General features: G+C 39.8%; 22 protein-coding genes and 2 pseudogenes. All 24 read left to right on the forward strand.

Annotated features, from left to right (window positions below):
* On the forward strand, window positions 1-430 hold a 430-nt coding region (locus V7137_RS03010), incomplete at its 5' end, for an ABC transporter permease (protein WP_335696691.1).
* A 16-nt stretch (window positions 431-446) separates the two neighbouring features.
* Complete coding sequence (locus tag V7137_RS03015; RefSeq protein ID WP_335696692.1) at window positions 447-1385, forward strand: succinylglutamate desuccinylase/aspartoacylase family protein; 939 nt, start codon at window positions 447-449, stop codon at window positions 1383-1385.
* A gap of 1 nt (window position 1386) precedes the next feature.
* Window positions 1387-2586, forward strand: a complete 1200-nt coding sequence (locus tag V7137_RS03020) for a hypothetical protein (RefSeq protein ID WP_335696693.1) — start codon at window positions 1387-1389, stop codon at window positions 2584-2586.
* Window positions 2587-2597: 11 nt separating this feature from the next.
* Complete coding sequence (locus V7137_RS03025) at window positions 2598-3917, forward strand: aspartate aminotransferase family protein (protein ID WP_335696694.1); 1320 nt, start codon at window positions 2598-2600, stop codon at window positions 3915-3917.
* 13 nt (window positions 3918-3930) lie between these two features.
* Window positions 3931-4941: an ABC transporter ATP-binding protein gene (locus V7137_RS03030; RefSeq protein WP_335696695.1), complete on the forward strand. Its 1011-nt coding sequence runs from the start codon at window positions 3931-3933 to the stop codon at window positions 4939-4941.
* Window positions 4916-5911: an ABC transporter ATP-binding protein gene (locus V7137_RS03035; protein WP_335696696.1), complete on the forward strand. Its 996-nt coding sequence runs from the start codon at window positions 4916-4918 to the stop codon at window positions 5909-5911. The genes V7137_RS03030 and V7137_RS03035 overlap by 26 nt, the downstream gene beginning before the upstream one ends.
* A 16-nt stretch (window positions 5912-5927) precedes the next feature.
* On the forward strand, window positions 5928-7112 hold the full coding sequence (locus V7137_RS03040; RefSeq protein WP_335696697.1) for a M24 family metallopeptidase: 1185 nt from the start codon (window positions 5928-5930) through the stop codon (window positions 7110-7112).
* A 163-nt stretch (window positions 7113-7275) separates the two neighbouring features.
* Window positions 7276-7797, forward strand: coding sequence for an SDR family oxidoreductase (locus tag V7137_RS03045; protein WP_335696698.1), 522 nt, complete (start codon window positions 7276-7278; stop codon window positions 7795-7797).
* A 76-nt stretch (window positions 7798-7873) separates the two neighbouring features.
* Window positions 7874-8062: pseudogene (locus V7137_RS03050) on the forward strand (hypothetical protein); the annotation flags it as partial.
* 297 nt (window positions 8063-8359) lie between these two features.
* Window positions 8360-9094 (forward strand): YwaF family protein, encoded by a 735-nt coding sequence (locus V7137_RS03055; protein WP_335696699.1) that lies wholly within the window; start codon window positions 8360-8362, stop codon window positions 9092-9094.
* Between the two features lie 821 nt (window positions 9095-9915).
* Window positions 9916-10578, forward strand: coding sequence for a nitroreductase family protein (locus tag V7137_RS03060; RefSeq protein WP_335696700.1), 663 nt, complete (start codon window positions 9916-9918; stop codon window positions 10576-10578).
* A 309-nt stretch (window positions 10579-10887) separates the two neighbouring features.
* Window positions 10888-12435, forward strand: a complete 1548-nt coding sequence (locus tag V7137_RS03065; protein WP_335696701.1) for a spore germination protein — start codon at window positions 10888-10890, stop codon at window positions 12433-12435.
* A 4-nt stretch (window positions 12436-12439) separates the two neighbouring features.
* On the forward strand, window positions 12440-13540 hold the full coding sequence (locus tag V7137_RS03070; protein ID WP_335696702.1) for a GerAB/ArcD/ProY family transporter: 1101 nt from the start codon (window positions 12440-12442) through the stop codon (window positions 13538-13540).
* Window positions 13537-14640 carry a Ger(x)C family spore germination protein gene (locus V7137_RS03075; RefSeq protein WP_335696703.1) on the forward strand — a complete coding sequence of 368 codons (1104 nt, stop codon included), beginning with the start codon at window positions 13537-13539 and terminating at the stop codon, window positions 14638-14640. The genes V7137_RS03070 and V7137_RS03075 overlap by 4 nt, the downstream gene beginning before the upstream one ends.
* A gap of 516 nt (window positions 14641-15156) precedes the next feature.
* Window positions 15157-15999, forward strand: a complete 843-nt coding sequence (locus V7137_RS03080; RefSeq protein ID WP_335696704.1) for an aldo/keto reductase — start codon at window positions 15157-15159, stop codon at window positions 15997-15999.
* 581 nt (window positions 16000-16580) lie between these two features.
* On the forward strand, window positions 16581-16976 hold the full coding sequence (gene spxA / locus V7137_RS03085; RefSeq protein ID WP_335696705.1) for a transcriptional regulator SpxA: 396 nt from the start codon (window positions 16581-16583) through the stop codon (window positions 16974-16976).
* Window positions 16977-17049: 73 nt separating this feature from the next.
* Window positions 17050-17184, forward strand: coding sequence for a BA3454 family stress response protein (locus V7137_RS03090; RefSeq protein WP_335696706.1), 135 nt, complete (start codon window positions 17050-17052; stop codon window positions 17182-17184).
* Between the two features lie 219 nt (window positions 17185-17403).
* Window positions 17404-17739: a group-specific protein gene (locus V7137_RS03095; RefSeq protein WP_335696707.1), complete on the forward strand. Its 336-nt coding sequence runs from the start codon at window positions 17404-17406 to the stop codon at window positions 17737-17739.
* Between the two features lie 305 nt (window positions 17740-18044).
* Window positions 18045-18398 carry a Na-translocating system protein MpsC family protein gene (locus V7137_RS03100; protein WP_335696708.1) on the forward strand — a complete coding sequence of 118 codons (354 nt, stop codon included), beginning with the start codon at window positions 18045-18047 and terminating at the stop codon, window positions 18396-18398.
* A 143-nt stretch (window positions 18399-18541) separates the two neighbouring features.
* Window positions 18542-19579, forward strand: a complete 1038-nt coding sequence (locus tag V7137_RS03105) for a Nif3-like dinuclear metal center hexameric protein (protein WP_335696709.1) — start codon at window positions 18542-18544, stop codon at window positions 19577-19579.
* 15 nt (window positions 19580-19594) lie between these two features.
* A complete protein-coding gene (locus tag V7137_RS03110; protein ID WP_335696710.1) occupies window positions 19595-20650 on the forward strand; it encodes an ABC transporter substrate-binding protein in 1056 nt (351 codons plus the stop codon).
* 19 nt (window positions 20651-20669) lie between these two features.
* A pseudogene (locus V7137_RS03120) lies at window positions 20670-21436 on the forward strand (ABC transporter ATP-binding protein).
* Window positions 21423-22304, forward strand: a complete 882-nt coding sequence (locus V7137_RS03125; protein ID WP_335696713.1) for an ABC transporter permease — start codon at window positions 21423-21425, stop codon at window positions 22302-22304. Before V7137_RS03120 ends, V7137_RS03125 begins: the two are co-directional and overlap by 14 nt.
* Before the next feature lie 642 nt (window positions 22305-22946).
* The coding region (locus V7137_RS03130) for an XdhC family protein (protein WP_335696714.1) at window positions 22947-23163 on the forward strand (217 nt) is incomplete at its 3' end.

The raw sequence follows: 23163 nt of genomic DNA on the forward strand, positions 1-23163 counted from the left end.
AGGTATTGAAAATGTCATCTTGGCTCTTGGGTTTGTGTACTGGACAAATTACGCCAGAATAGTTCGGGCTAATGTTCTTTCCATTAAGGAAGAGGAATATATTCAGGCAGCAAAAACGATTGGTTCTAATGATTTTCGCATTATCTTCTTTAATATTTTACCCAATTGTTTAGCACCTATTGTGGTTGTAGCCACATTAGGACTTGGAACAGCCATTGTTTCCGAAGCCACACTTAGCTTCTTAGGGTTAGGAATTCAACCACCTGAATCTAGCTGGGGCTGGACATTGGCATTTGGGATGAAATTCATCAGGGAAGCGCCCCATTTGTCTATCTATCCAGGTTTGGCGATTATGTTTACGGTTTTGGGCTTTAACTTACTTGGAGATGGGATTAGGGATTTAACAGATTCAAAACTAAAAAGGAATTAATAAGGAGGAAAAAATGATGACAGTTACATCTACACGTGAATTTAAAGAGGTTGTTGTTACACATTTATCGAATGGAACTCCACTTTCATTGCCTATTCATACCATCTGTGGGATAAAAGAAGGCCCAGTTCTAGGGATTTCAGCCCTTGTCCATGGTGATGAAATTATCGGTGCAGAAATTATTAGAAGAGTCTATAACCGTTTAGATGAATCGGAGCTTTCTGGTGTAGTAAAGCTTCTTCCAGTCTCCAATCCACTTGCCTTTGAAAGCATGACTCGAAATACTCCCCTTGACATGAACAACTTGAATCGTGTGTTTCCTGGAGATAAAAATGGCTGGGTAACAGAACAACTGGCCCATTCCATGGTCAAAAACTTTCTAGATGAAATTGAAGTATACATTGATCTTCATGCAGGGGGTGCAACTCCAGTCGTGGACTATGTGTACATCCAAAATGATGAAGACCTATCAAGAGCATTTAATTTCCCTGTATTGTATCGTCCTGCTCATCCATATGAAGGTACAACTGCTACCTATACATTAGAAAAAGGCATTCCGAGCATTACTGTCGAGGTAGGCGGCGGCCCTAACTATGATAATGACATCGAAAGAGGAGTAGAAGGGATCTTTAATGTCATGCGGAAGTTGAAAATGATTCCAGGTGCCGTTACTCCACCTCCGGAACAAAAGGTCATGACTGAAATAACCATTCTTCGTCCGAAAGAAGGCGGAATTATGGTTCCAGAGTTTGACTTTAGTTCAGTAGGAACAGTAATTGAAGGAAATCAGGTGTTAGCACGAACATACAACCCTAGAACCTTTGAAGAACTTGAAGTCATTCGTGCACCTTTTCAGAGGAATTTAGTGATCTTAACGAGAGGACTATTTAATAAAGTAAGCCCTGGAGATTATGGCTTTATGTTAGGGAACCTCGATACAGCGGAGGAGATTTAACATGGGTACGAAAACGGCAGGTTTTGAGTCGTTGGATCTCAAATTATCCCAGGAATATACACAAATTGTCTTAGGGATGGATGAGTTTTATCGGAAAAGCGCTTCATCAAGTAATGAAGCTTCCCTCGATAAAGAAGGATTAGTACCTATTCATTTGACCAATGAATCGCCAAATTCCTACGTTAGTTGGAATGATATATTTTCAGATTTAGAGAATTTAAGAAATAAATATGTAACCATTCAATCGGAAGTAAGAAGAAATTATATGCAGCAGCAAATTGGTTCATTATTAACACTAGCTAAATGGTGCAGTGGGAAGGAAAGTCCGTTTAGAGAAAAAGTGAGAGACTTATTGTATGTAAACGAAAATCCCTTTTCCGTTGCTGAGAGAAATGAACTCCATCAACGACTAGATACCCTATTATCCAAAAAGGGCTTAAAGGGATCGCTGCGAGAAAAAGTGAGCAAATGGGAACAAGAGCAAAATGTTCCTTCACAGCAAATTGAAACAGTTTTAAGTGACTTACTTTTACAAGGAAAAGAGCGGGTAGTCCAAAAAATGTTTAAAGAAATGGAAGAGGTAGAGGTTTCACCAGTGGTTGTTTATGGGGTTCCCTACAGTGCTTACTGTGATTATGTTGGCGGCAAAATGTATATTAATGGGGACTTATCCTATACCTATGAAGCTTTAAAACATTTAGTAACCCACGAGTCCTTTCCAGGTCACACCACCCATATGAGAATAAGGGAATTAGGAGTCCAATCCGGTGATATTCCGCTAGATGCCGCCTTGGTTATTACAAACACAGCAAGCAGTTCTATTTTTGAGGGAATTGGTGATAACGGGATCCATTTCATTGACTGGGTGGAAACAATTGATGATGAAATTTATCAAGTCTATCAAGAAATAAAATCGATATCCGGATTAAATGCTGCTCACATGATTCATGCGGAACAAAAGTCAGATGAAGAGGTGGCTCCCTTTTTAAAGGAGTTTGCTTTTGGTGACGACAATTGGATTCAATCAAGGCTCCGATTCTTTAAACATACCTTAAGGGCTCCATTTATTTATTCCTATTGGAGAGGGAATGAGGCCGTTCAAGAGGTATATCGGAAACTGACTGAATCATCAAAACCAGCATTCTATGAATTTTTATATAAAAACATGTTATCTGCTGATACGGTTAAACAATTTAGATAGGAAGTGACAGAATGGAACATACGAAATCAAAAGCGCTATTCGAAAGAGCAGTAAAGTCAGTACCTGGAGGAGTTCATTCCAATTCACGTTATCGAAATCCACATCCCATTTATTATCAAAAGGCAGAAGGAGCCTACTTAACAGATGTAGATGGTAATCGTTATATTGACTGCATCATGGGGAATGGTGCAATTATTCTTGGTCACAACGATCGAGAGTTTAACGAGCGAATTCAAAACTATAGTACCTCAGGCATTGTTACAGGGGTAGAAACAGAATTAAGTATCAGAACAGCGGAAAAGTTTCTTTCTCTCGTTCCAACAGCGGAACAGGTTCGTTATACGAATACAGGAACAGAGGCTGTCATGCATGCAATGGCAATGGCAAGGGCGTATACAGGAAAACCAGATATTGCTGTCATTGAAGGAGCTTATAACGGTTGGCATGATGCGGTTTATGTTAGTACATGGCCTGATTTACAAAAGGCAGGAGATCGGTCAGCACCGAATTCACTTCCCGGTGCTTCTGGATTAATCGAAGATGTAGTAAAAAGCACCCTGGTTCTTCCTTATAATGATTTGGAAGTGGCGGAAAACTTACTTACAGAAAATAAACATCGGATTGCCGCTCTGATTATTGAACCAACCATGATTGATATCGGTTATATTCCAGCTAAAAAGGAATACTTACAGGGGTTAAGAAAACTCTGTGATCATTTAAATATTGTTCTTGTTTTTGATGAACTCTTAACCGGGTTTAGAGATTCACCTGGTGGTGCTCAAGGCCATTACGGAGTAACACCTGATTTAGCTACATTTGGAAAGGCGATCAGCAATGGGTATACGTTGGCTGCCTTAGCTGGAAAATCGCCCATTTTTGAAACGGTAACACCAGGAAAGGGTACGTGCTCTTTTGTTGGAACGTATAATGGGCATCAGGTTTCTTTAGCGGCGTCACTGGCTTTCATGGAGATTTATGAGGAAAGACAAGTATTCCAAACTCTGCAAATGAGAACAGAAAAACTGATTTCAGAATTTGCTAGATTAGCAGATAAATATGAGGTAAAAGCAAAAATGCAAGGTAGGGGCGGACATTTTCATTGGTACTTTACTGATCAAGAAATCGTTGATTATAGAAGTGCAACTGGAAGCGATAAAGGAAAATATGCCGCATTTATTGAAGCTTTAACGGCAAAGGGGATTTATTGTTCTCCAAATTACTTGCTTCATCATGCGATTTCAATGGCACATACTGATGAAGTCATCCAACAATTGGTGGACTACATTGATGTAAGTCTTCAGCAAACAGTTGGTATTAAAGCGGGTTCATAAGGGGGAATGATTCGTGCAGTCGAACATTCTAGAAGTCAAAAATTTAAAAACGACCTTTTCATCAAGAAAAACTTCTTTTAACGCGGTTGATGGAATCTCTTTTCAGGTAGGGAGAGGGGAAACACTAGGAATTGTTGGAGAATCTGGCTGTGGGAAAAGTGTGACTTCCCTTTCCATTATGGGACTTGTCAAATCGCCAGGAAAGGTATCCGGTGATACGATAGATTTTAACGGAGTCAATCTCCTTGATCTTTCAAAAAAGGAAATGAGAAATCTTCGCGGCAGTGAAATGAGCATGATTTTCCAAGAGCCAATGACATCACTCAATCCTGTGTACAGTGTGGGAGATCAAATTGGGGAATCACTAAAAATTCATAGAAAATTAAAAAGGAAAGAACGAAAAGAGACAGTAGTGGATTTATTAAAACAAGTCGGGATTCCACGAGCAGACGAAATTTATCATAGTTATCCGCATCAATTATCAGGTGGAATGAGACAACGAGTGATGATCGCCATGGCAATGGCATGTGATCCGAAATTAATTATTGCCGATGAGCCAACAACGGCACTAGATGTTACTATTCAGGCCCAAATACTAGAACTAATGAAGGAGCTTCAAAGAAAAAAAGGGATGTCGATGATCCTCATCACCCATGATCTTGGAGTAGTGTCGGAAGTTTGTGACCGCCTTGTTGTCATGTATGCAGGTAAAATTGTGGAGACAGGTCCGGTAAAAGAAGTATTAAGTAACCCTTCACATCCTTATACAAAAGGCTTATTGGCGTCTTTGCCTAAAAAAGGTCAAAAAGAAAAACGGCTTAATTTTATTCCAGGTCAAGTGCCAGCCCCTCTGAACTGGGGAAAAGGATGCAGGTTTGCTGACCGCTGCCCTTATGTCATGAGTGAATGTCATAACAGCATGCCTCCTTTATTGGAGGTTAATAAAGTGCATGAATCAGCTTGCTGGCTTGCCTCAGAAGGGGAGGAGAGGGATTCTAATGACCTTATCGGAACTGCGAGATAGGCAAGATAAATATATTTTGGAAGTAGAAAATGTAAAGAAGTATTTTCCAATCAAAAAAGGCGTCTTTTCCAAACAAGTGGGAGCCGTAAAAGCAGTTGACGGGGTTTCGCTTCAAGTTCGTAAGGGAGAAACACTTGGAATCGTGGGCGAAAGTGGCTGCGGAAAATCAACCATTGCCAGATTAATTATCCGTTTACTTGAAGTAACCGATGGGCGAATTAAATTAGAAGGAAGGGATTTAACCACCCTATCTAAGGACGAAATGCGGGCCACAAGAAGAAATATTCAAATGGTATTTCAAGACCCTTATGCCTCCCTTAATCCAAGATGGACGGTTGAAAGAACATTATTAGAGCCGATGAGGGTTTATCAAATGGGGTCTAAAAGTGAAAGAAATGAAAAAGTAATTGACTTATTAAATAAAGTTGGGTTAGACCCTAGCTACGCTAAACGACATCCTCATGAATTTAGCGGTGGACAGCGCCAAAGGATTGGAATTGCCCGTGCATTAGTGTTAAATCCAAAGCTAATCATCGCGGATGAACCTGTTTCTGCGCTTGATATTTCTGTTCAAGCACAGGTAATCAATCTCATGCAAGATCTTCAAGATCAATACAATTTAACGTACATGTTTATAACCCATGATTTATCGGTTTGTGAACATATATCTGATCGAGTGGCCGTGATGTATCTAGGTAAAATAGTAGAATTGGCCAGTAAGGACCAGTTATTCTCAAACCCGCTCCATCCTTATACACTCGCTTTAATTTCAGCTGCACCAGAAGTAAATCCAGCGCAAAAGAGGGAGAGAATTGTATTAAAAGGGGATGTTCCTAGTCCAGCGAATCCGCCAAAAGGTTGTACTTTTCATACCAGATGTCCGAGCTGTATGGAAATATGTAAAGTTGAAGCGCCGGCCTTAAATGAAAAAGAACCAGGGCAGTTTGTTGCCTGTCATTTATATCAATAAGATATAGGGGGTCACAATGAGATTATCTATTTCTAAGAAAGAAATTCTTAATAGGCAGGAAAGGTTTTGGCAAAAGCTTCAACAACAAGAACTAGACTGTGCCATTCTTTTTAGCCCCATTGATATCTTTTATTTAACAGGCTTTCATTTCCATCCCACAGAACGGCCAATTGCCTTAATTATTGATCCAAAGAAGCAAGCCCATCTATTTGTACCCTATCTAGAGGAAGAGCATGCAGAGGATTTTTCTGTCGAAATTCGTTATGTCCATTCATATCCTGAATATCCTGGAATCAAACATCCGATGGAGTATTTTAGGGATGAATTAGTAACAGCAGGATTTCAAGGGAAAAGAGTTGGAGTAGATAGTCTCGGCTATGGCTCACCAGCTGGATACCATGGTCCTACAGTAGATCAGTTGTTAGAAGTAAAAGAGTTTCAATCCATCAAAGATTTGGTTCCTGAGTTAAGATCCATTAAATCTGCAGAGGAAATAGAATTAATTAATGAATCCTGCCGTTGGGGAAATCTTGCCCATCGACTATTACAGAAATACTCCAAGCCAGGTCTTAGTGAACTTGAAATTACGAGTCGAGCTAGCACAGAATCAACCTTGGCTATGATTGAAACGTTAGGCCCCGATTATAAACCGCATGGAGAAACAGCATTTGCCCTATTTAGAGGACAAATTGGAGAAATGTCCGCCTATCCCCATGCTGTTACACAGAACGCTGTATTAAAAACAGGAGATACACTGGTAACGGCCTCATCCGCGAGCATCTGGGGTTATAAAAGTGAATTAGAAAGAACAATGCTTGTCCAAACCGTAAGCAAAGAGCAAGAAAAGTATTTTCAATATATGTACGAAGCACAAGAAGTCGCTTTCCAACATATAAAGCCTGGTAAACCTGTATCCTATGTTGAAGAAGCAGTTCAATCATATTTTAAAGAAAACAACATTACACACTTAACACGACATCATACAGGCCATGCAATCGGATTATTGTTTCATGAATCACCTTTTTTTGATTTAGGTGATCATACCATTATGAAACCAGGTATGGTTTTTACGGTTGAACCCGGTATCTACGTCAAAGGTGTCGGTGGATTCCGACATTCTGATACTGTTCTAGTTACAGAGAATGGAATGGAAATGCTAACTTACTATCCAAGGGATATAGAGTCCTTAATTTGTTATTAAAAATAGTGCGAGAGTCTTCCTTTATGGAAGACTCTCTTTTGCATCCACCTGAATTCTTGGGGGTTCAGATTATAACATTTCATTTTTTAGCAACCAAAGGTAATCGTTTTTACTGTGATGTAGTAAGTCCTTTCTCTATTGAAGCTAAATTAAATATTTATAAATGCCAGAAGAAGTTTTTGATTTTGTAATGGATGTAAATTTAAAGGGGGCGTGGATTTGCTCGAAGGCAGTTCTCGGGCACATGAAAGAACAAGAGTATGGCCGGATTGTCAACATTTCCTCCCGGGCATGGCTAGGTCAAGCAGGGCAATCCAATTATTCTGCTTCCAAAGGAGGACTAGTAAGCTTAACAAGAGCTTTGGTTATTGAATTTGCCAAATTCAATGTAACTGTCAACTGTATAGCTCCTGGATTAATCGATACACCGCTTATCCGCAACCTTCGCGAGGACGTTCAGGAAAAGCTTCTGAAAGCACAGCCAACTCCGATCATAGTGCAGCCGTATGACATTGCTAACACTGTTTTATTTTTTGCATCAGAAGAAGCATGTTATATTACAGGACAGGTTTTGCACGTAGATGGCGGAAAGTACGAGGTTACAACTCAAGTAAGAATGTCAGGATACCGAATTGACATGGCCATTGTTCACCCGCAGGATTCTTCCAGATATATTTTGGAATAGAATGTAATGGTGCTATTATCACAGCTCCGCAAATGCGAAGGAAAGAGTCGTATACCTTCAGCGGTTCTTAGAAAGTAGAGGCTGGACTATTGAACGAATCTGGAGTCGAAATTGGTGGAAGAACACTTCGGCAGAGATCGAGAAAATGGATCAGAAAGTGAAAAATCTTTTGAAGAATCAGTTAGTTCGGGAAGAAGTTATTAATAAATTTACTGAGTGTCAGCGCCTTTTTTTAGGGTTGCTGGCTCTTTTTTATTTGACATAGATTGAAGGAAAACCAAATTAATGAACTATTACATAGAGTAATATGTGGATTTTTTGGTGTCGACAAAAAATGGTTTGCTACTTGTATTTTGGTACATTTCCATGTAAAGCCAAATTCAGGAGGAGTTTAATGAGAAATTATGAGAATTAGTACAAGAAATTAAAAATATATTTAGAAAGGAAGCGGATATAAAGTAATACAGCGGTTAATTAAGCTGTAGCAGCAATAAGGAGCTACAAATGAAAGGTATTGGATTTAACTCTCCGCTTTAAATGCACAGTGAGAGGTGTTGCCATCATGTATTCTGTTACAGAAATGCGGGATTTCACGTTGTTTTCTATGTCCCATATTGTTACGTTAATTCTTTTCTTTACTACATGTTGCGTTTTGATTTATTACAAAAAGAACCTTCAACCATACCAGCCAATCATGAAATGGACACTAATTAGTATTTTGCTTGCTTGTGAGATATCAATGAATTTGTATGTAATACTAACCAATGAATGGGATTTCGGCAATCTTCCATTTCAGCTTTGTTCACTAAGTACCTTTTTAGCGTTGTTCTTATACTTGAAAAACAATCAAAAAGTGTTTAATTTGTTATTTTTTATCGGTATCCTCCCTCCCATTTTAAGTATGGTTACACCTGGTATTGTCCACCAATTTCCTCATTTTCGTTTCATAAGATACTTCCTTCAACACTCAGCTATTCCATTGTCCGTATTGTATTTTATCCTATTTGAAGGTTACAGGGTTCCTAGGAAAGCTGTTTTATTTAACTTTTTAACTGTGAACATTATCGCCGTACCTATTTTTTTCTTGAATCAACAGCTTGGAACGAATTTTTTCTTCATAGCGAACCCATCAGAAACAAAAACAATATTATCATTTTTGGGCAGTGGGATTATGTATTATATTAATCTTGAGATCTTTGCTTTGATTGTATTTATCATCACTTATATTCCAATGGAGATTTTACAAAAGATAGAAAATAAGAACATGAGAGATGTAGAGAAATTAGGAGGGAGTTAACGATTAGCTAATAATTTCCCTCTCAGAAATTGCTCCATCTGATGGGTATGATGTGGGGGAAGTTGGGTTTCCTTGTATGAATGTTTATGAATTTCAAACCTTTTATCTTGTTATTTGAAAAATATTCACCAAAGTGATAGAGAAGATTTTGCTTTTTATGGGGATTCGAATGGAGTTTTCGTGATTGTGAAAAAAGGCCCAATCCAGCCATTTAGGTTCCAATATCATCACCTCCAGTTAGTCTAATAACATTTACTATAACTATATATATTCATCAAGCAAAAATTTGCTACAACTCCTGTACTAACAGGAGTCTAAAAAATATCAGAGAAGGGTACTCTCCATTTATTTGAGAAGTAACATTCGCTTTTATTCGATGGTAAATGGATTGCTTAAATGCTTTCATTTTTCGATAGAGCGATAGGTATAGATTTTTTTTGCCACCAGGCGGGTTTATCGAGTAACGAAAAAGCCTAATTTCTCCATTTTAATGCTGAGAAATTGGGCTATTTATTTTAGAATTTCCTTCACGTTGCAAATCCGCATTTTCCGGATGCTCCCCCCTTTGCGTAGTGTAAATCGGCTTTTTCCACCCAAATCAATGAGTATTTGTAGGGTTAACGGTTAAAGTTACGATTGCATTATTTTTGACAAATCGGTTCAATGTGAGTAAGGTAACTTAGTAAGATGCAAACAATAGTGTAGAAGTATCTTATATCACATTAATCATGATAGGGTTAAAAACTCTTACTATATATGAATTTTCCTTAAAATGTTCGTAGTAGAGATGAAGTAAACTATCATTACTAGGAGGAATTATTATGTCAAACTCTCAAACTATAGATAGGGTCGAACAGCAAATGTTCGTAGATGTTATCCGCGAACGTCGATCTGTTCGTTTATATGATCCAACAGTGCAGATCTCACGCGAAGAAATGACCGAAATGCTGGAGCTAGCAACGTTAGCTCCTTCGTCTTCGAACCTGCAACCATGGCGATTTCTAGTCATCGATAAACCGGAGTTGAAGAATAAGCTTTTGCCAATCGCGTTTAACCAACAACAAGTAGTCGATGCTTCTGCCGTTATTGCTGTGCTTGGCGATGTGGAAAGCTACAAGAAAGCCGAAAAAATTTATGGGCAGGCAGTGGAAGCAGGCTTTATGCCGGCTGATACGGCTCAATCATTCATCGAACGAACAGTTGGCATGTACTCAAACTTGCCGCCTGAAGTGGCTCGCCAAATCGTATATACGGATGGTGGCCTTATCTCGATGCAGCTTATGCTTGTCGCCCGATCCAAAGGTTACGACACTGTTCCAATGGGAGGGTACGATAAAGCGAAGTTCGTCGAAGCTTTCGGAATATCCGAACAGTTTGTGCCCGTTATGCTCATTGCTATCGGGAAAGCAACAAAACCAGGACATCCTACTACACGTCTTCCTATTGAGGATGTAGCGTTCTTTAACGAATTGCCATCGGAATAATACAAAAGAAACGAAGTATTTAAAATCAAAAATAAAAAACTTTATTTTAACCCCGTTCTTTCTTAGAACGGGGTTATTTTGTGTTGAGGTTTTACTATCAAAGTCTAGCACAAATGGCGTTAGCTTGGTTGCTTTCTTTAAATTCTAGCAAACTTTTAATGAATAGAATTAGCGCTTTCGATATGATGTTTAATATTTTTAAGCTGAAAAGCTCTATATATTCTTTTTTTGGAAGGATTAGAATATTTTTCCTTAGACAATGCAAACTATAAACATAATTTAAAGCAAATGCAGAAAGGGAAGGAGTTGATGTCTTATTTTTTGAAGTTTTTAAGAGGAAAGCGCTCTTCTCGGTTCCATCAAACAAGCAATAATTCTAATCTTCAGAAAAAAAATATGGAAGATGATGTCCTGGACTCTGATTTATCCCAAAATATAGAGAATCTCCAACTGCTATTTTCTCAAGCACCTGATTTAGTGATTCGCCGCTTTCAAATCACCGCGAGTAAATCAGAGGCTGCTTTGGTGTACTTGACAGGATTGACGAATAAGGATGCGATCCATAATCATGTTTTGAAGCCATTGATGAATAGCTCCTTCGATTTCAATAAGGAACTGCCCATCACAATAGGAGACATCGAAATCGTCTATACGTGCGGCGAGGTCGAAAATGCGATTTTGGGTGGAGATAGCGTTTTATTGTTAAATGGGCAAAACACCGGGTATCGATTAGATACAAAAGGGTGGCCGCAAAAACAACTGAGCACTCCTCAAAACGAAATATCGATAAAAGGTGCTAATCAGGGATTTGTGGAAACCGGCAGTCAAAATATCGCATTAATTCGCCGGTATATTCCCCACCAGGAATTAATATTGAAAGAGATGATCGTCGGTATTCGAGGGAAAACAAAGGTGTCTCTTTTATATTTGAGAGATGTGGCTTCCGAAGACGTGTTAAACGAACTGGAAACACGGCTCCAAAATATTAAAGTGGACGCAATCATTAATACCGGCGAACTGATTGAGTTCATTGAGGATAATCCGTATTCACCGTTCCCGCAATTTATGTTGACGGAGAGACCTGATACAGCTGTATCTCATATTCTTCAAGGAAGATTTGTGATGATTATGGATCATTCTCCGAACGTATTGATTGCTCCGGTCAATATTATGTCGTTTTTTCAGGCGGTGGATGATTATGGTACCCGTTGGCTGGTTTCATCCTTCATCCGTGTCTTGCGTTTTTTTGCCTTTATGATTGCCTTATTTTTGCCCGCCACTTACGTTGCATTTATTTCCTACAATTTTGAGGTTATCCCTATGGAACTTTTGCTTACGATTGCGGAATCAAGGATACAAGTTCCTCTCCCACCCGTGATGGAAGCTGTGATTATGGAAATGACCCTGGAATTGATGAGAGAAGCCGCATTAAGGCTGCCGACCCCAATCGGTCAGACTATCGGTATTGTTGGCGGCATTATTATTGGTCAGGCGGCTGTTCAGGTAGGAATTGTAAGTAACATTATGATCATTATCGTTGCTATTACAGCGATTGCTTCTTATAACATCCCTAATTATGATATGAGTTCGTCCATTAGACTATTAAGATTTCCAATGATGTTATCTGCTGCCATGTTTGGAGTTGTAGGGATTGTGGTAGGATGGATGACCATAGTTGGCCACCTGACTAGTCTTGAATCATTAGGCACACCCTATGGAACTCCTCTAGCTCCATTCCGATTTGCTGATATGAAGGATGCGTTTCTGCGCTTTCCTTTATGGGCAATGAAAAGCCGCCCTAAAGGCACCGGGGCTATTCCAACTATTCGACAAGGTCGAAATCGCACTAAAAGGTGAAACGATGAAAAAATATGCATATAATGAAATCACTCTCATGCAGTATATCTTTTTGATTAATGGGGCGCAGGTGGCGACGGGTGTTCTAGCTCTCCCGCGTATACTTGCGGAAAAAGCTGGGACAGATGGTTGGATCGCTATTCTGATTGGATGGTTTTTCTCCGTTGTTGCCAGTATTTTTTTAGTTAAAACGGCCGAAAGATACCCAGATGACACCCTTTACGAAATTCTGATCCGTTTTTTCGGAAAGATCTTCGGGAAAGCAGCCATCGTGGTGTACATGATTTATTTTGCTTTTTACGCTTGGACCATTCTTGTGAACGCCTGTCTCTATATCAAGGCATGGTTTCTGCCTAAAACCCCTGAATATATCATTTTACTTTTATTTTCGATTCCCACTTTTTTTGTTGCCCGCAATGGGATTCGCGTTTTAGGCAGGTACTCCGAACTGTCTTTTTACATGGTCATGTGGATTCCTCTGTTTTTTTTGATACCGCTAAGGGATGGAAATTGGCTCCACTTCCTTCCTTTGCTTAAAGAAGGGTGGAAACCAGTATTATCTGCTGTACCGACCACTGTTTTTTCCTTTTTGGGTTTTGAAGTAGCGTTCTTCTTGTACCCGTTCTTACAAAAAAAACAGCATGCGGTACTAGGAATCACGATTGCGAACACCTTAACGATGTTGTTTTATGTATTTGTCACGGTTGTCTGCTTTGTCTTTTTCAGCCCCGATGGAATTATCGAATTTAATCAACCTATACTGAATTTACTTAAACTGATTGAATTTCGGTTCTTGGAGCGTTTTGACATGATTTTATTGGCTGTTTATCTGATTGTTGTTTCCACAGCCTGGATGCCTAGCGTATACATTGCTTCGTTTTGTTCTAGTCAATTGCTTGGAAAACAGGATCACAGCCAACATGTCATTATTTTATTATTAATCATTATTGGATTGGTATTTTGGCTCGATCCTACTTGGATTGATTCGGAAAAATGGATGAAAATTGTGACGAAAGGTGGGCTGCAATTGGCATTCGTAGCCCCGCCCTTTTTATGGGTGTATAGCTGGATATATGAAAAGTTCCGTCGGAGGGGAAGCCATTGAAAAGGAATCCACTACTTTGTATATCGCTCTTGGCTGTGCTGATGACCGGATGCGTGGACCAAATGAATATTGAGGATGTAACGCTGTCACTTATATTGGGTTTAGACTTGGATAAAGATGACCATTTAGTGTTTTACATGTCAAGTCCGGTGTTTAATAAAGAAGCAAAGGTAAAAGAAGAGAAAGTCGAAATGAAAGCTGTTACGCTTCGAGATGCCAGAGAAAAGTTTGATACGACGGTAATGGCTTTGACGACGGGAAGCAAAACGCAATTATTTTTAATCGGGAAAAAGCTGCTTAAACGAAAAAATTGGATTGATTATCTCGATCCCTTTTTTCGGGACCCCAAAAATACAGTAACCTCAAGAGTTGTCGCCGTGGATGGGCCTGTTTCCGATGTCATCTTTTTTAGGCCAAAAGACAAGCCTCGACTCCCATTATATTTAGCGAATTTAGTTGACACAGCCTACAGAAGAAATGTCACTGTAAAAACCACCATTCAAGAATTTCATGAGCAAACGACGGAAAAAGGGATGACGGCAAGCATCACCGAAATGAAAAAAGACCACAAAATCATGTTGACCGGCACGGCTCTGCTGGATGAACAGAGCAGATATAAGTTAAGCATAAAACCGCATGAAAACAAATTATTACGCATCCTGCAGCATAAAACAAAAGGTGATTTCCCATTTACCATTTCAGTCCCTTTGGAATCAAATGGCCGGGATAAACATTGGGTCAGCTTTAGTACGCCGAAGGTCAAGGTAAAAACAAAGGTAAGGTATGACGATCATTTTATTTTTGACACAGACGTAAAAATGAGAATTGCCATTACAGAACGGCTTTTTCCATTCAATGTAAGGAAGGATACAGCGAAACTGCAAAAGAGTATAGAAACGAAACTGCAAGCAGATTTTGAGCGCTTAATAAAGAAAACGCAAACCGCCACCATTGACCCGTTTGGATTTGGGATTTATGCAAGAGCCTATACGTATCCAGAGTGGAAAAAAGTCCAAAATCAATGGGGGAAAGCCTTTTCGAAGGCTGATGTAAACGTCAAGGTACATGTAACCATTGGCGGGATGGGAACGATTAAGTAACACGGGCCAATGATGTTCTATTTAAAAAAGCTATTCTTTTTGTGAATGTTTACATATAGGATAGCCTTTTGTTTATGGTGCATCTTACTCGTTTTCAACTAATAAAACAAAGGAAAATAGATTTTCTAATTCCAACCACAAAAGATTAAAAATTCCAATGGAATGGGAATTAGCCTGGGATTATGTAACTAGTGATTTTTATTTTACATCTTTTTGAATTTCTTGTTTTACTTTTTGTGCATCAGTTCCTGCAAATTCTGGTTTCATAATAGAACCCAAATTCTCTTTAGCTTGTTGATCCTGTTGCATAAAAGTCCTCCTCAATTTATTGTTTAACAATCAATTTAATAAATAAGCAAGGCGTTTTTTTGAGGTTACGTTTAATGAATGAGAAAAAAGCACTTACCAGGAGAATCAAGTTCCGAGGTAAGTGCTTTTTGGCTGTAGACTTTACTTCATGAAAATGATTCAAAATTATGCTAATCTTAAGATATTACTGAGAGGAGGGATTAGATCATGAGTAAAGCCATTCCAGAGGTGACTCTTAATGATGGGCTAACTTTACCGGTTATCGGGCTGGGTACATATAAACTAAAAGGAAATGAAGGGGTTCATTCTATCCAAAGTGCTATGGATATCGGTTATCGACTAATAGATACTGCTTATAATTATGAAAATGAAGGAACGGTTGGCGAAGCAGTTAGACGTAGTTCGGTTCCTAGAGAAGAGTTAATAATTACTTCCAAATTACCGGGGCGTTATCAATCGTATGATAAAGCAGTAACGACGATTGAAGAATCCTTATATCGCGCCCATCTAGATTATTATGATTTATATTTGATTCATTGGCCGAACCCAAAACAAGACCAATATGTGGAAGCATGGCAAGCATTAATTGACGCAAAAAAGAAAGGGCTAATTCGTTCAATTGGTGTGTGTAATTTCTTGCCTGAATATATGGATCGTCTAGAAAAGGAAACGGGTTTTAAGCCCAGTGTAAACCAAATTGAATTACATCCTTACTTCAATCAAGCGGATCAAAGAAATTGGCATGAAGAACACGAGATTAAGATCGAGTCTTGGAGTCCATTAGCTCGCTCCAATGATATTTTACATAATGCCACGCTTCAAATGATTGCCAGCCAGCACAATAAATCAATTTCACAAGTCATTCTACGTTGGCATTATCAACTGGGGGCCATTTCGATTCCCAAATCTGCTTCTCCTACAAGGCAACTTGAAAATATCTCAATCTTTGACTTTTCCTTAGATGAAACAGAAATGAGCCTGATTTCAGGATTAACCCGCCCTGATGGAAGGATCAATAATCAAGACCCTGCTGTATACGAAGAATTTTAAACTAGTAATGAACCTATCCATTTAACAACCTCCCCGTTAAAAAGGGGAGGTTGTTTGGTGTTCTTGTTGAATCTCATTTTGTAAGATTAAACATGCCGTTCTCATTAGGGGACTCTTCTGGTAGAGGTTGTCCGATATCCCACCATTCAACGATTTGGTTGCAATTTAACGATATATTGAACGTTGAAATTCACACCATTTTCCATATGCTGCAGGAGGGTTGTAAATAATGGATATTATTACGTTTCCGTGAGAAGATAATAGTGAAAAGCAGCAGACACCTCATTGAGCATGAAGGGATAAGTTCGTTTGAAGAAAACGTATTAGGAATTGTTAGTATGATCATGAAACGAAATGGATTGTGATCCTATCATTGCATCTAAAGCGAAGCAAATTTTAAAGATTAGATGATAGGATGTGGGGGGTGTCAAAATGTCTCTTACATACATATGATATTCAATCCAATACTTGTCAATTGACAAAATGAACTGTAACGATTAAATTTACAGTATAAGAACTGTAATCTATTTCGTTACATTTTAACGGGTTTGCCAAAATATACGCAAGGAGTGTGTAAAGATATGGTAACTTTGTATACGACACCAAGCTGTGGGTCTTGCCGAAAAGCAAAAGCTTGGCTTGAGGAACATCAAATTGACTATATGGAAAGAAACATCTTATCTCAACCCCTTACAGTCGATGAGATTAAATCGATTCTTCGCATGACAGAAGAAGGAACGAGCGAAATTATTTCAACGAATTCAAAGGCGTTCAAAGAATTAAACATAAATATTGAATCTCTTCCGCTTAATGAATTGTACAAATTAATCATGGAGCATCCCAAAATGGTGCGCCGGCCAATTATCATGGATGAAAAAAGATTACAAGTAGGATATAACGAGGACGAAATTCGTAGTTTTCTGCCCCGTAGGATAAGAACCTATTTGTACAACGAATTGCAGAAAGAAGCCAATTAAGGGCAAAATGATTCGTCTATACTGTTAAAACTATAACCCTAATATATTTGTTTTTTAAAAGGAGGAAATACGGATGATTGAAGTTTTCGTGACAGTAAATTATAAAGATCGGAATTACCATACCAATGTCATAGCGGAAAAAGATATAACATGGGAAAAAATTAAACGGATCGCAGAAGAACAAGTCAAAAAACAATGGGATATTTAAATAAAACGGCTTATCCACGGACTTAGAAAAGCTAAATGCTTAACTACCTAATCTGTAATGCTTAGTTTTACAGTACGTTATTTTGATATTGTTAATAATCGGCGGTGACCGATATATGGCTGCAGACTTCTTTTAGTTAAAATGTAATAAAAAAAATTACAGATTAATGAAAGCTGGCATATCCGGATTAAACGAAAAAAATTAAGAAGGTGAAAAACTATGTTCTCCAATAATAATACGATTTTAAAAACAGGTGATTGGATTAAGGCAGAGTCACGGGTTGGCGAATTAATCATTGGTTATATTGATTCACTGTCTAGTCTAGAAGGAGTAGTTAAGGTAACCGTTGTTACAAGTGACAATAATCAAATGATTGGCAAAACCATACCTATTTTAAGTAAACGGGTGAAAAAGCTGCCTGTATCAAATGTAACCAACAAGACTCAAATTGAATTTCTCCTAGACTTGGCATTATCAACAGGGGATAAGGAGTGGTTTTTGGCGCTTTCTTCGGAGTTAAACGCGATGAAGCAGCTTGTTAATGCAATGAAATAAACCTTATAAATATAAATGGAGGTTGAACTCTTTCAAATTTGGCTGAACCTCGCAGCTAAAAATAACTCGGCTACACATAAACTTTGGCGCTTCCTCCTAAATGGGGAGCGTCTTTCTTATACTTACTCACTTGAAAAAAGATAAAGCCAAGCTAAATTCAAACATGTTTGCTTGGCTTTATCAAGTGTTAGATGCTAGTTAATATTTTAATATTAAGAATATTGACAATAGTTTTTTATCGATGTATATTATTAATATGTACAAGCTTACTACTATGAATAGCAAACATTAATAGAGGTGAAAGGATGAAGCTGCAGCTCTCCGCTAGCCAATTGAAACTTGAAATTATCAAAATCTACAACACGGTGAATCAAGAGCTGTTTGGAATCGGGATAAAATCTCAGCGAATTGATTTGATGGGGGACAAGGTATTTATTTATGCCCATCATAAACGGATTCCCGCTTTGAAAGTATTAGATGAAACACAGCGATTATTAACACGAGCCGTTGATTCTTCGATCATCGAAGCTTACAAAGACATACTAGCTTCCAAGATTGAAGAAACGCTTAGCCTTCCGATTGAGGTTATCTTTAAGGACTATGATCCACGTACTGAAAAGGCGTTGACGGTCATTATCTTTAAGGAACCGATCGAATAAAACAAACGATTAGCAGGTTTAAGGTCCACTTTGTAGAGGCTTTCAAACCGCTTATTATGAAACTGACTAAAGCTTAAATGCTTTGGTGTGTTTTCATGGTAAGCGGTTTTTTATTTTTTTATAAACGTTTAGGAGGGAAGAAAATGATAGAAATGCAGAATAAGTTCACCATCCATGATGTCTTACAAGCCTTGAATGTCATTACCAAAGGGCGCATGGTAATGGATTGGAGTGAAATTGCCAAAGGCAGCAATCCTTTTGTGTTGACGAAGACGTCCAATATCCCGGGAAAAAGCGTGATTGAAATCCCAGGACTTGTGTATGGTGATATGAATGCTCCGGTAAAAAAAATCGGAGTGGCCATGACCATGACGGAATGCGGAATTGAATTAGCTTCCGGGATGGGGCTTGACCTCCTGGTGGTCCATCATCCGGTGGCGGATGCGGCCAATTCAGGCGGAGTGCCATTCGCCCAGTACTTACCCCTTTACAATCTATCCGTCATTGAACTGCATGAAGCCTTTCATGGGCTGCATCCCGGATTAGCCTATTTGCATGGTCATCAGAAGCTCAAAACAGACACTAGTTTTGGAGGAATTCATGGGAATGTCTTGCACAAAGGAATCGCCTTAGAAGGCATCCAAACTGCAGGAGATATTCTGAAGCGTCTCGATGGATACATAGGACGCCAGATCGAATCGACTCTATTAAAATCCGAACGAGAAATCCGTTCCACGAACTTTCTGGAAGAGGCGACACTGGCTAATCCAGCGGAGATTCTGAATGGAAATCAGGACAATCCAGTCAAGCATATTCTCCATTTTTTCCCGCATAGCGGGTTTACCATCGAACATCTCCGCCTAGCTCTTGAAATGTATCCGGAAACCGATACGATTATCGCAAGCATTAGCCGAGTGCGGGAGAATCATCCATTAGTTATGGAAGCGAAACGCCTGGGGCTGACCTTTATTGTCGGAAATCCACACTCCGTGGAAATTTTAGAAAATGGCCTTCCCTTAGCCTATGCACTAGAATATTTGCTGCCAGAGATCGAAATTTATATCCTACGGGAACGGGTTACTGCGATGCCGATTGCGTGCGCAGGGCATCCGGAGATTCTGAATTATGGAAAGGAGATGGCATTAAATTATTTGGTTTCCAAGGAATCAATTAAAATTTAAAGGGGGATTTGATATATGAACAAAATGAAAAAGATTTCAGGACCAATGGTAGCCTGTATTACCGCACTTTCGTTAATGTTAACAGCCTGTGGGAATTCCGCACAAACAACAAGCACTAAAGAGGCTGCTGCACCAAAGCAAGATGGGAAAAAGATAGTAGAGGTTCATTTTTCGGAAGTCATCCGTTCCATCTTTTATGCCCCTCATTATATTGCTATGGAGAAAGGATTTTTCCGCGATGAGGGTCTAAAAGTCGATATGATGACTTCCCAAGGCTCGGATAAAGGGGCTGCAGCATTACTGTCCGGAACAGCAGACATTTCTTTGGTCGGTCCTGAGTCAGCTGTCTTTATCTTTAATCAACACGGAAAACAGTCATTAAAGGTGTTTTATCAACTGACGGCAACAGATGGCTCCTTCTTAATGGCACGAAACCCCAAGACCCCGTTTCAATGGAGCGACTTGAATGGCCAAGCCGTGGTGAGCTGGAGGCCTGGAAGTTCGCCGGAGATGGTGATGTCTCAAGTACTTAAGAAGAATCAAGTTCGTAAGTCTAAACTGATCACTAATATTGCCTCCCCTGCCATGGTTGGTGCATTCGAAAGTGGTAAAGGAGAATATATCCAGGTATATGAGCCTCTCGCTTCGATGCTGGAGCAATCAGGCAAGGCTAGACTAGTCGCATCCATGGGGAAAGCCATCGGTTCCTATCCGGAGACATCGTATGTGGCAACGGATGAATTTATCAAGAAGAATCCAGAAATTATACAAAAGTGGTCGAATGCCGTCTATAAGGCTACCCAATGGCTGAATGAACATTCCGCGGAGGAAGCGGCTGCCGCTCTAGAGCCTTATTTCAAAGGAACTTCCAAAGAGTTAATCCAAAAATCGGTCGAACGATATGCCAAGCAGAATTCATGGGCTAAGAATCCCGTTTTGGACCAGGCACAATTGGATACGCTCCAGGACATCCTGGTGGATAGCGGGGTCCTGCCGTCTGATCAAAAGGTCAAGCATGAAGATATAGTTGAGACAACCTTTGCAGAGAAAGCCGTACAAGAAGGAAATTAAGGGGAAGGAGCTAAAAGTGATGACCCAGATCGAATTACGTGATGTATCCCTGCATTACTTTACGCCAAAAGAGGAAACAAAGGCTCTTCAACATATCAATCTCTCTATCCAGGAAGGAGAGTTCATCAGCATTGTCGGTCCTAGCGGCTGCGGGAAAAGCACACTGCTTTCCCTCATCTCGGGGATGATTATGCCGACGGAAGGAGAGGTCAGGCTTTTCGGGGAAAAGGTGAAGGAGCCTNNGGGTACATGCTGCAGCATGATCACTTATTTGAATGGAGAGATATTCTGAACAATGTCCTGGTTGGTGCTGAAATCCGTGGAATGGATCGAAAAGAAGCTAAGGATCGTGCCCTAAATCTCTTACACCGCTATGGCTTGGGGGAATTTGTCCATCACAGTCCGAAACAGCTTTCTGGAGGAATGCGGCAGCGAGTTGCTTTAATACGAACATTAGTTGTGATGCCGGAGATCTTGTTGTTGGATGAACCCTTTTCTGCGTTAGACTATCAAACTCGCCTGAATTTATCGGATGAAATTTCTTCCATCCTGCGCGAACAAGGGAAAACTGCCATCTTGGTCACCCATGACATCTCTGAGGCCATCTCGATGGCCGATCGAGTGATCGTGATGTCCCGAAGACCAAGTACCATTCAGTCCGACTATCGAATCGAGTTTTCCAATGAACACGGACGGCCTTCTCCTTTTTATACGAGGGAGACCCCAGAATACCATACTTACTTTAATACCATTTGGAGGGAGTTGGAAGAAAATGTCCGTACCTAACCCTAAGATATTGTCAGCTTCAAGCGATGTCAAAGCGGAATCTTTTGTTCAGCGGGTACCAAACGGAAAATCGCCCAGCGTTCAATATCAATCGTACTTACGCAAGCAGCGGCATCGCTACCTATCGATCCGCTTAGTTCAATGGCTAGTGCTCATCGTGTTTTTAGGAGTTTGGGAATTAGCGGCAAACATGAATTGGATTGACACCATGTTGACAAGTAAACCTTCCCAAATTTTCGCTTCTTTTAAAGAATTGTTAATCAAAGGTGAGATTCTGCATCATACGTGGATTACCTCGAAGGAAACCCTGATTGGTTTTATCCTATCCATGGTGATTGGCACGCTAATCGCGATCCTGCTCTGGTATTCTAGTTTCCTTTCCGAAGTGGTCGAGCCCTATATTGTCGTGTTGAATGCCTTGCCGAAAGTGGCTCTTGGTCCTATTTTCTACATCTGGCTCGGAGACAAGCTATCGATCTATGGCATGGCAATCGCTATCTCAATCATCGTTACCGTGATCATGGTTGAAACCGGCTTCCGGGAGATCACGAAAAGCAAAATGAAGCTGATGGAGTCATTCGGCGCTACACGCTGGCAAATTCTGCGAATGGTTGTTCTTCCAGCCAGCATCCCAAATTTTGTTGCGACGATGAAAGTGAATGTCGGGCTTACCCTTGTAGGAGTGATTATGGGTGAATTCCTCTCCTCCAAAGCGGGCTTAGGCTTCCTCATTACTTACGGAGGCCAAGTTTTCCAAATGAATCTGGTCATGACGAGCATTACCCTTTTGGCCATCTTATCAATCCTGCTGTATGGGTTAGTGAATTGGATCGGCAAGAGGATGCAGAAAATCTACCATTTTGATTAAAACAGGGGGGCGGACGAATGGTCCGGCCCTCTCATTCTGTGTGCCAGGCATGTTCATTAACTTAGAGGATCAAGTCCGCTATGGGCGTTAGGAAATGCGAACCACTTTAGATGACGACATATCTAAAATAAACTTAGAACAAGTAGATCATCAGAAAGTATCGGAATTGATTTATAACAATGTATTAGGTATTCATAAAGTTGGTATCTACTCACTGAAGATGAACCAGTAGGATTTTGTCTTTATTTTTGCAGCCAGCAAGCAAGAAGCAATTCAATTCTATATCAAAACATTTCATCAAAACCCATTGAACTGTCACGTTTATTCACTAGATTACCAGCTCGCTAGAGGAAATGGTGTGATTTCGTTTCGGGACATGAGAGGGAATTCATGAGTTTTCCAGTTATAGCGGGGTATTTTAAGAGAAATCTATAGGGAGGGGCTCATGTCTCAATGGATGTTTTTTTAAGTCCACAAGAACCGTCCCCATGGCCCTTCTGATTCCCTTGAATATCCTTATTGAATTGTAGATGATCGCGTTGTTTATTGTACGAAGGACCGCTTTCCTTATGCGACTAACCTTTTTGTGAACGAGGATATTGGAAAGGCCTTACTCGCAGCAACCTAAATGAAAAGTCATATGTGGTCATTGTTACAAAAGATCGTGAAGATATTATTTTAAAAACAGCACTGCAATTTCCAATAGCTTATGTTGGGATGGTTGCCAGCAAGCACAAGGTCATAACCATATTTGAAAAATTAAAAAGTGATGGGGTCACGCAAGAACAGTTGGATCAGGTCCATTCCCCAATCGGGTTGGAAATGAGCTCGGAAACAACGGAAGAAATTGCCATCAGTA

The sequence above is a fragment of the Neobacillus drentensis genome, from assembly GCF_036962765.1.
In the GTDB taxonomy this organism is placed as follows: Bacteria; Bacillota; Bacilli; order Bacillales; family Cytobacillaceae; genus Neobacillus; species Neobacillus drentensis_C.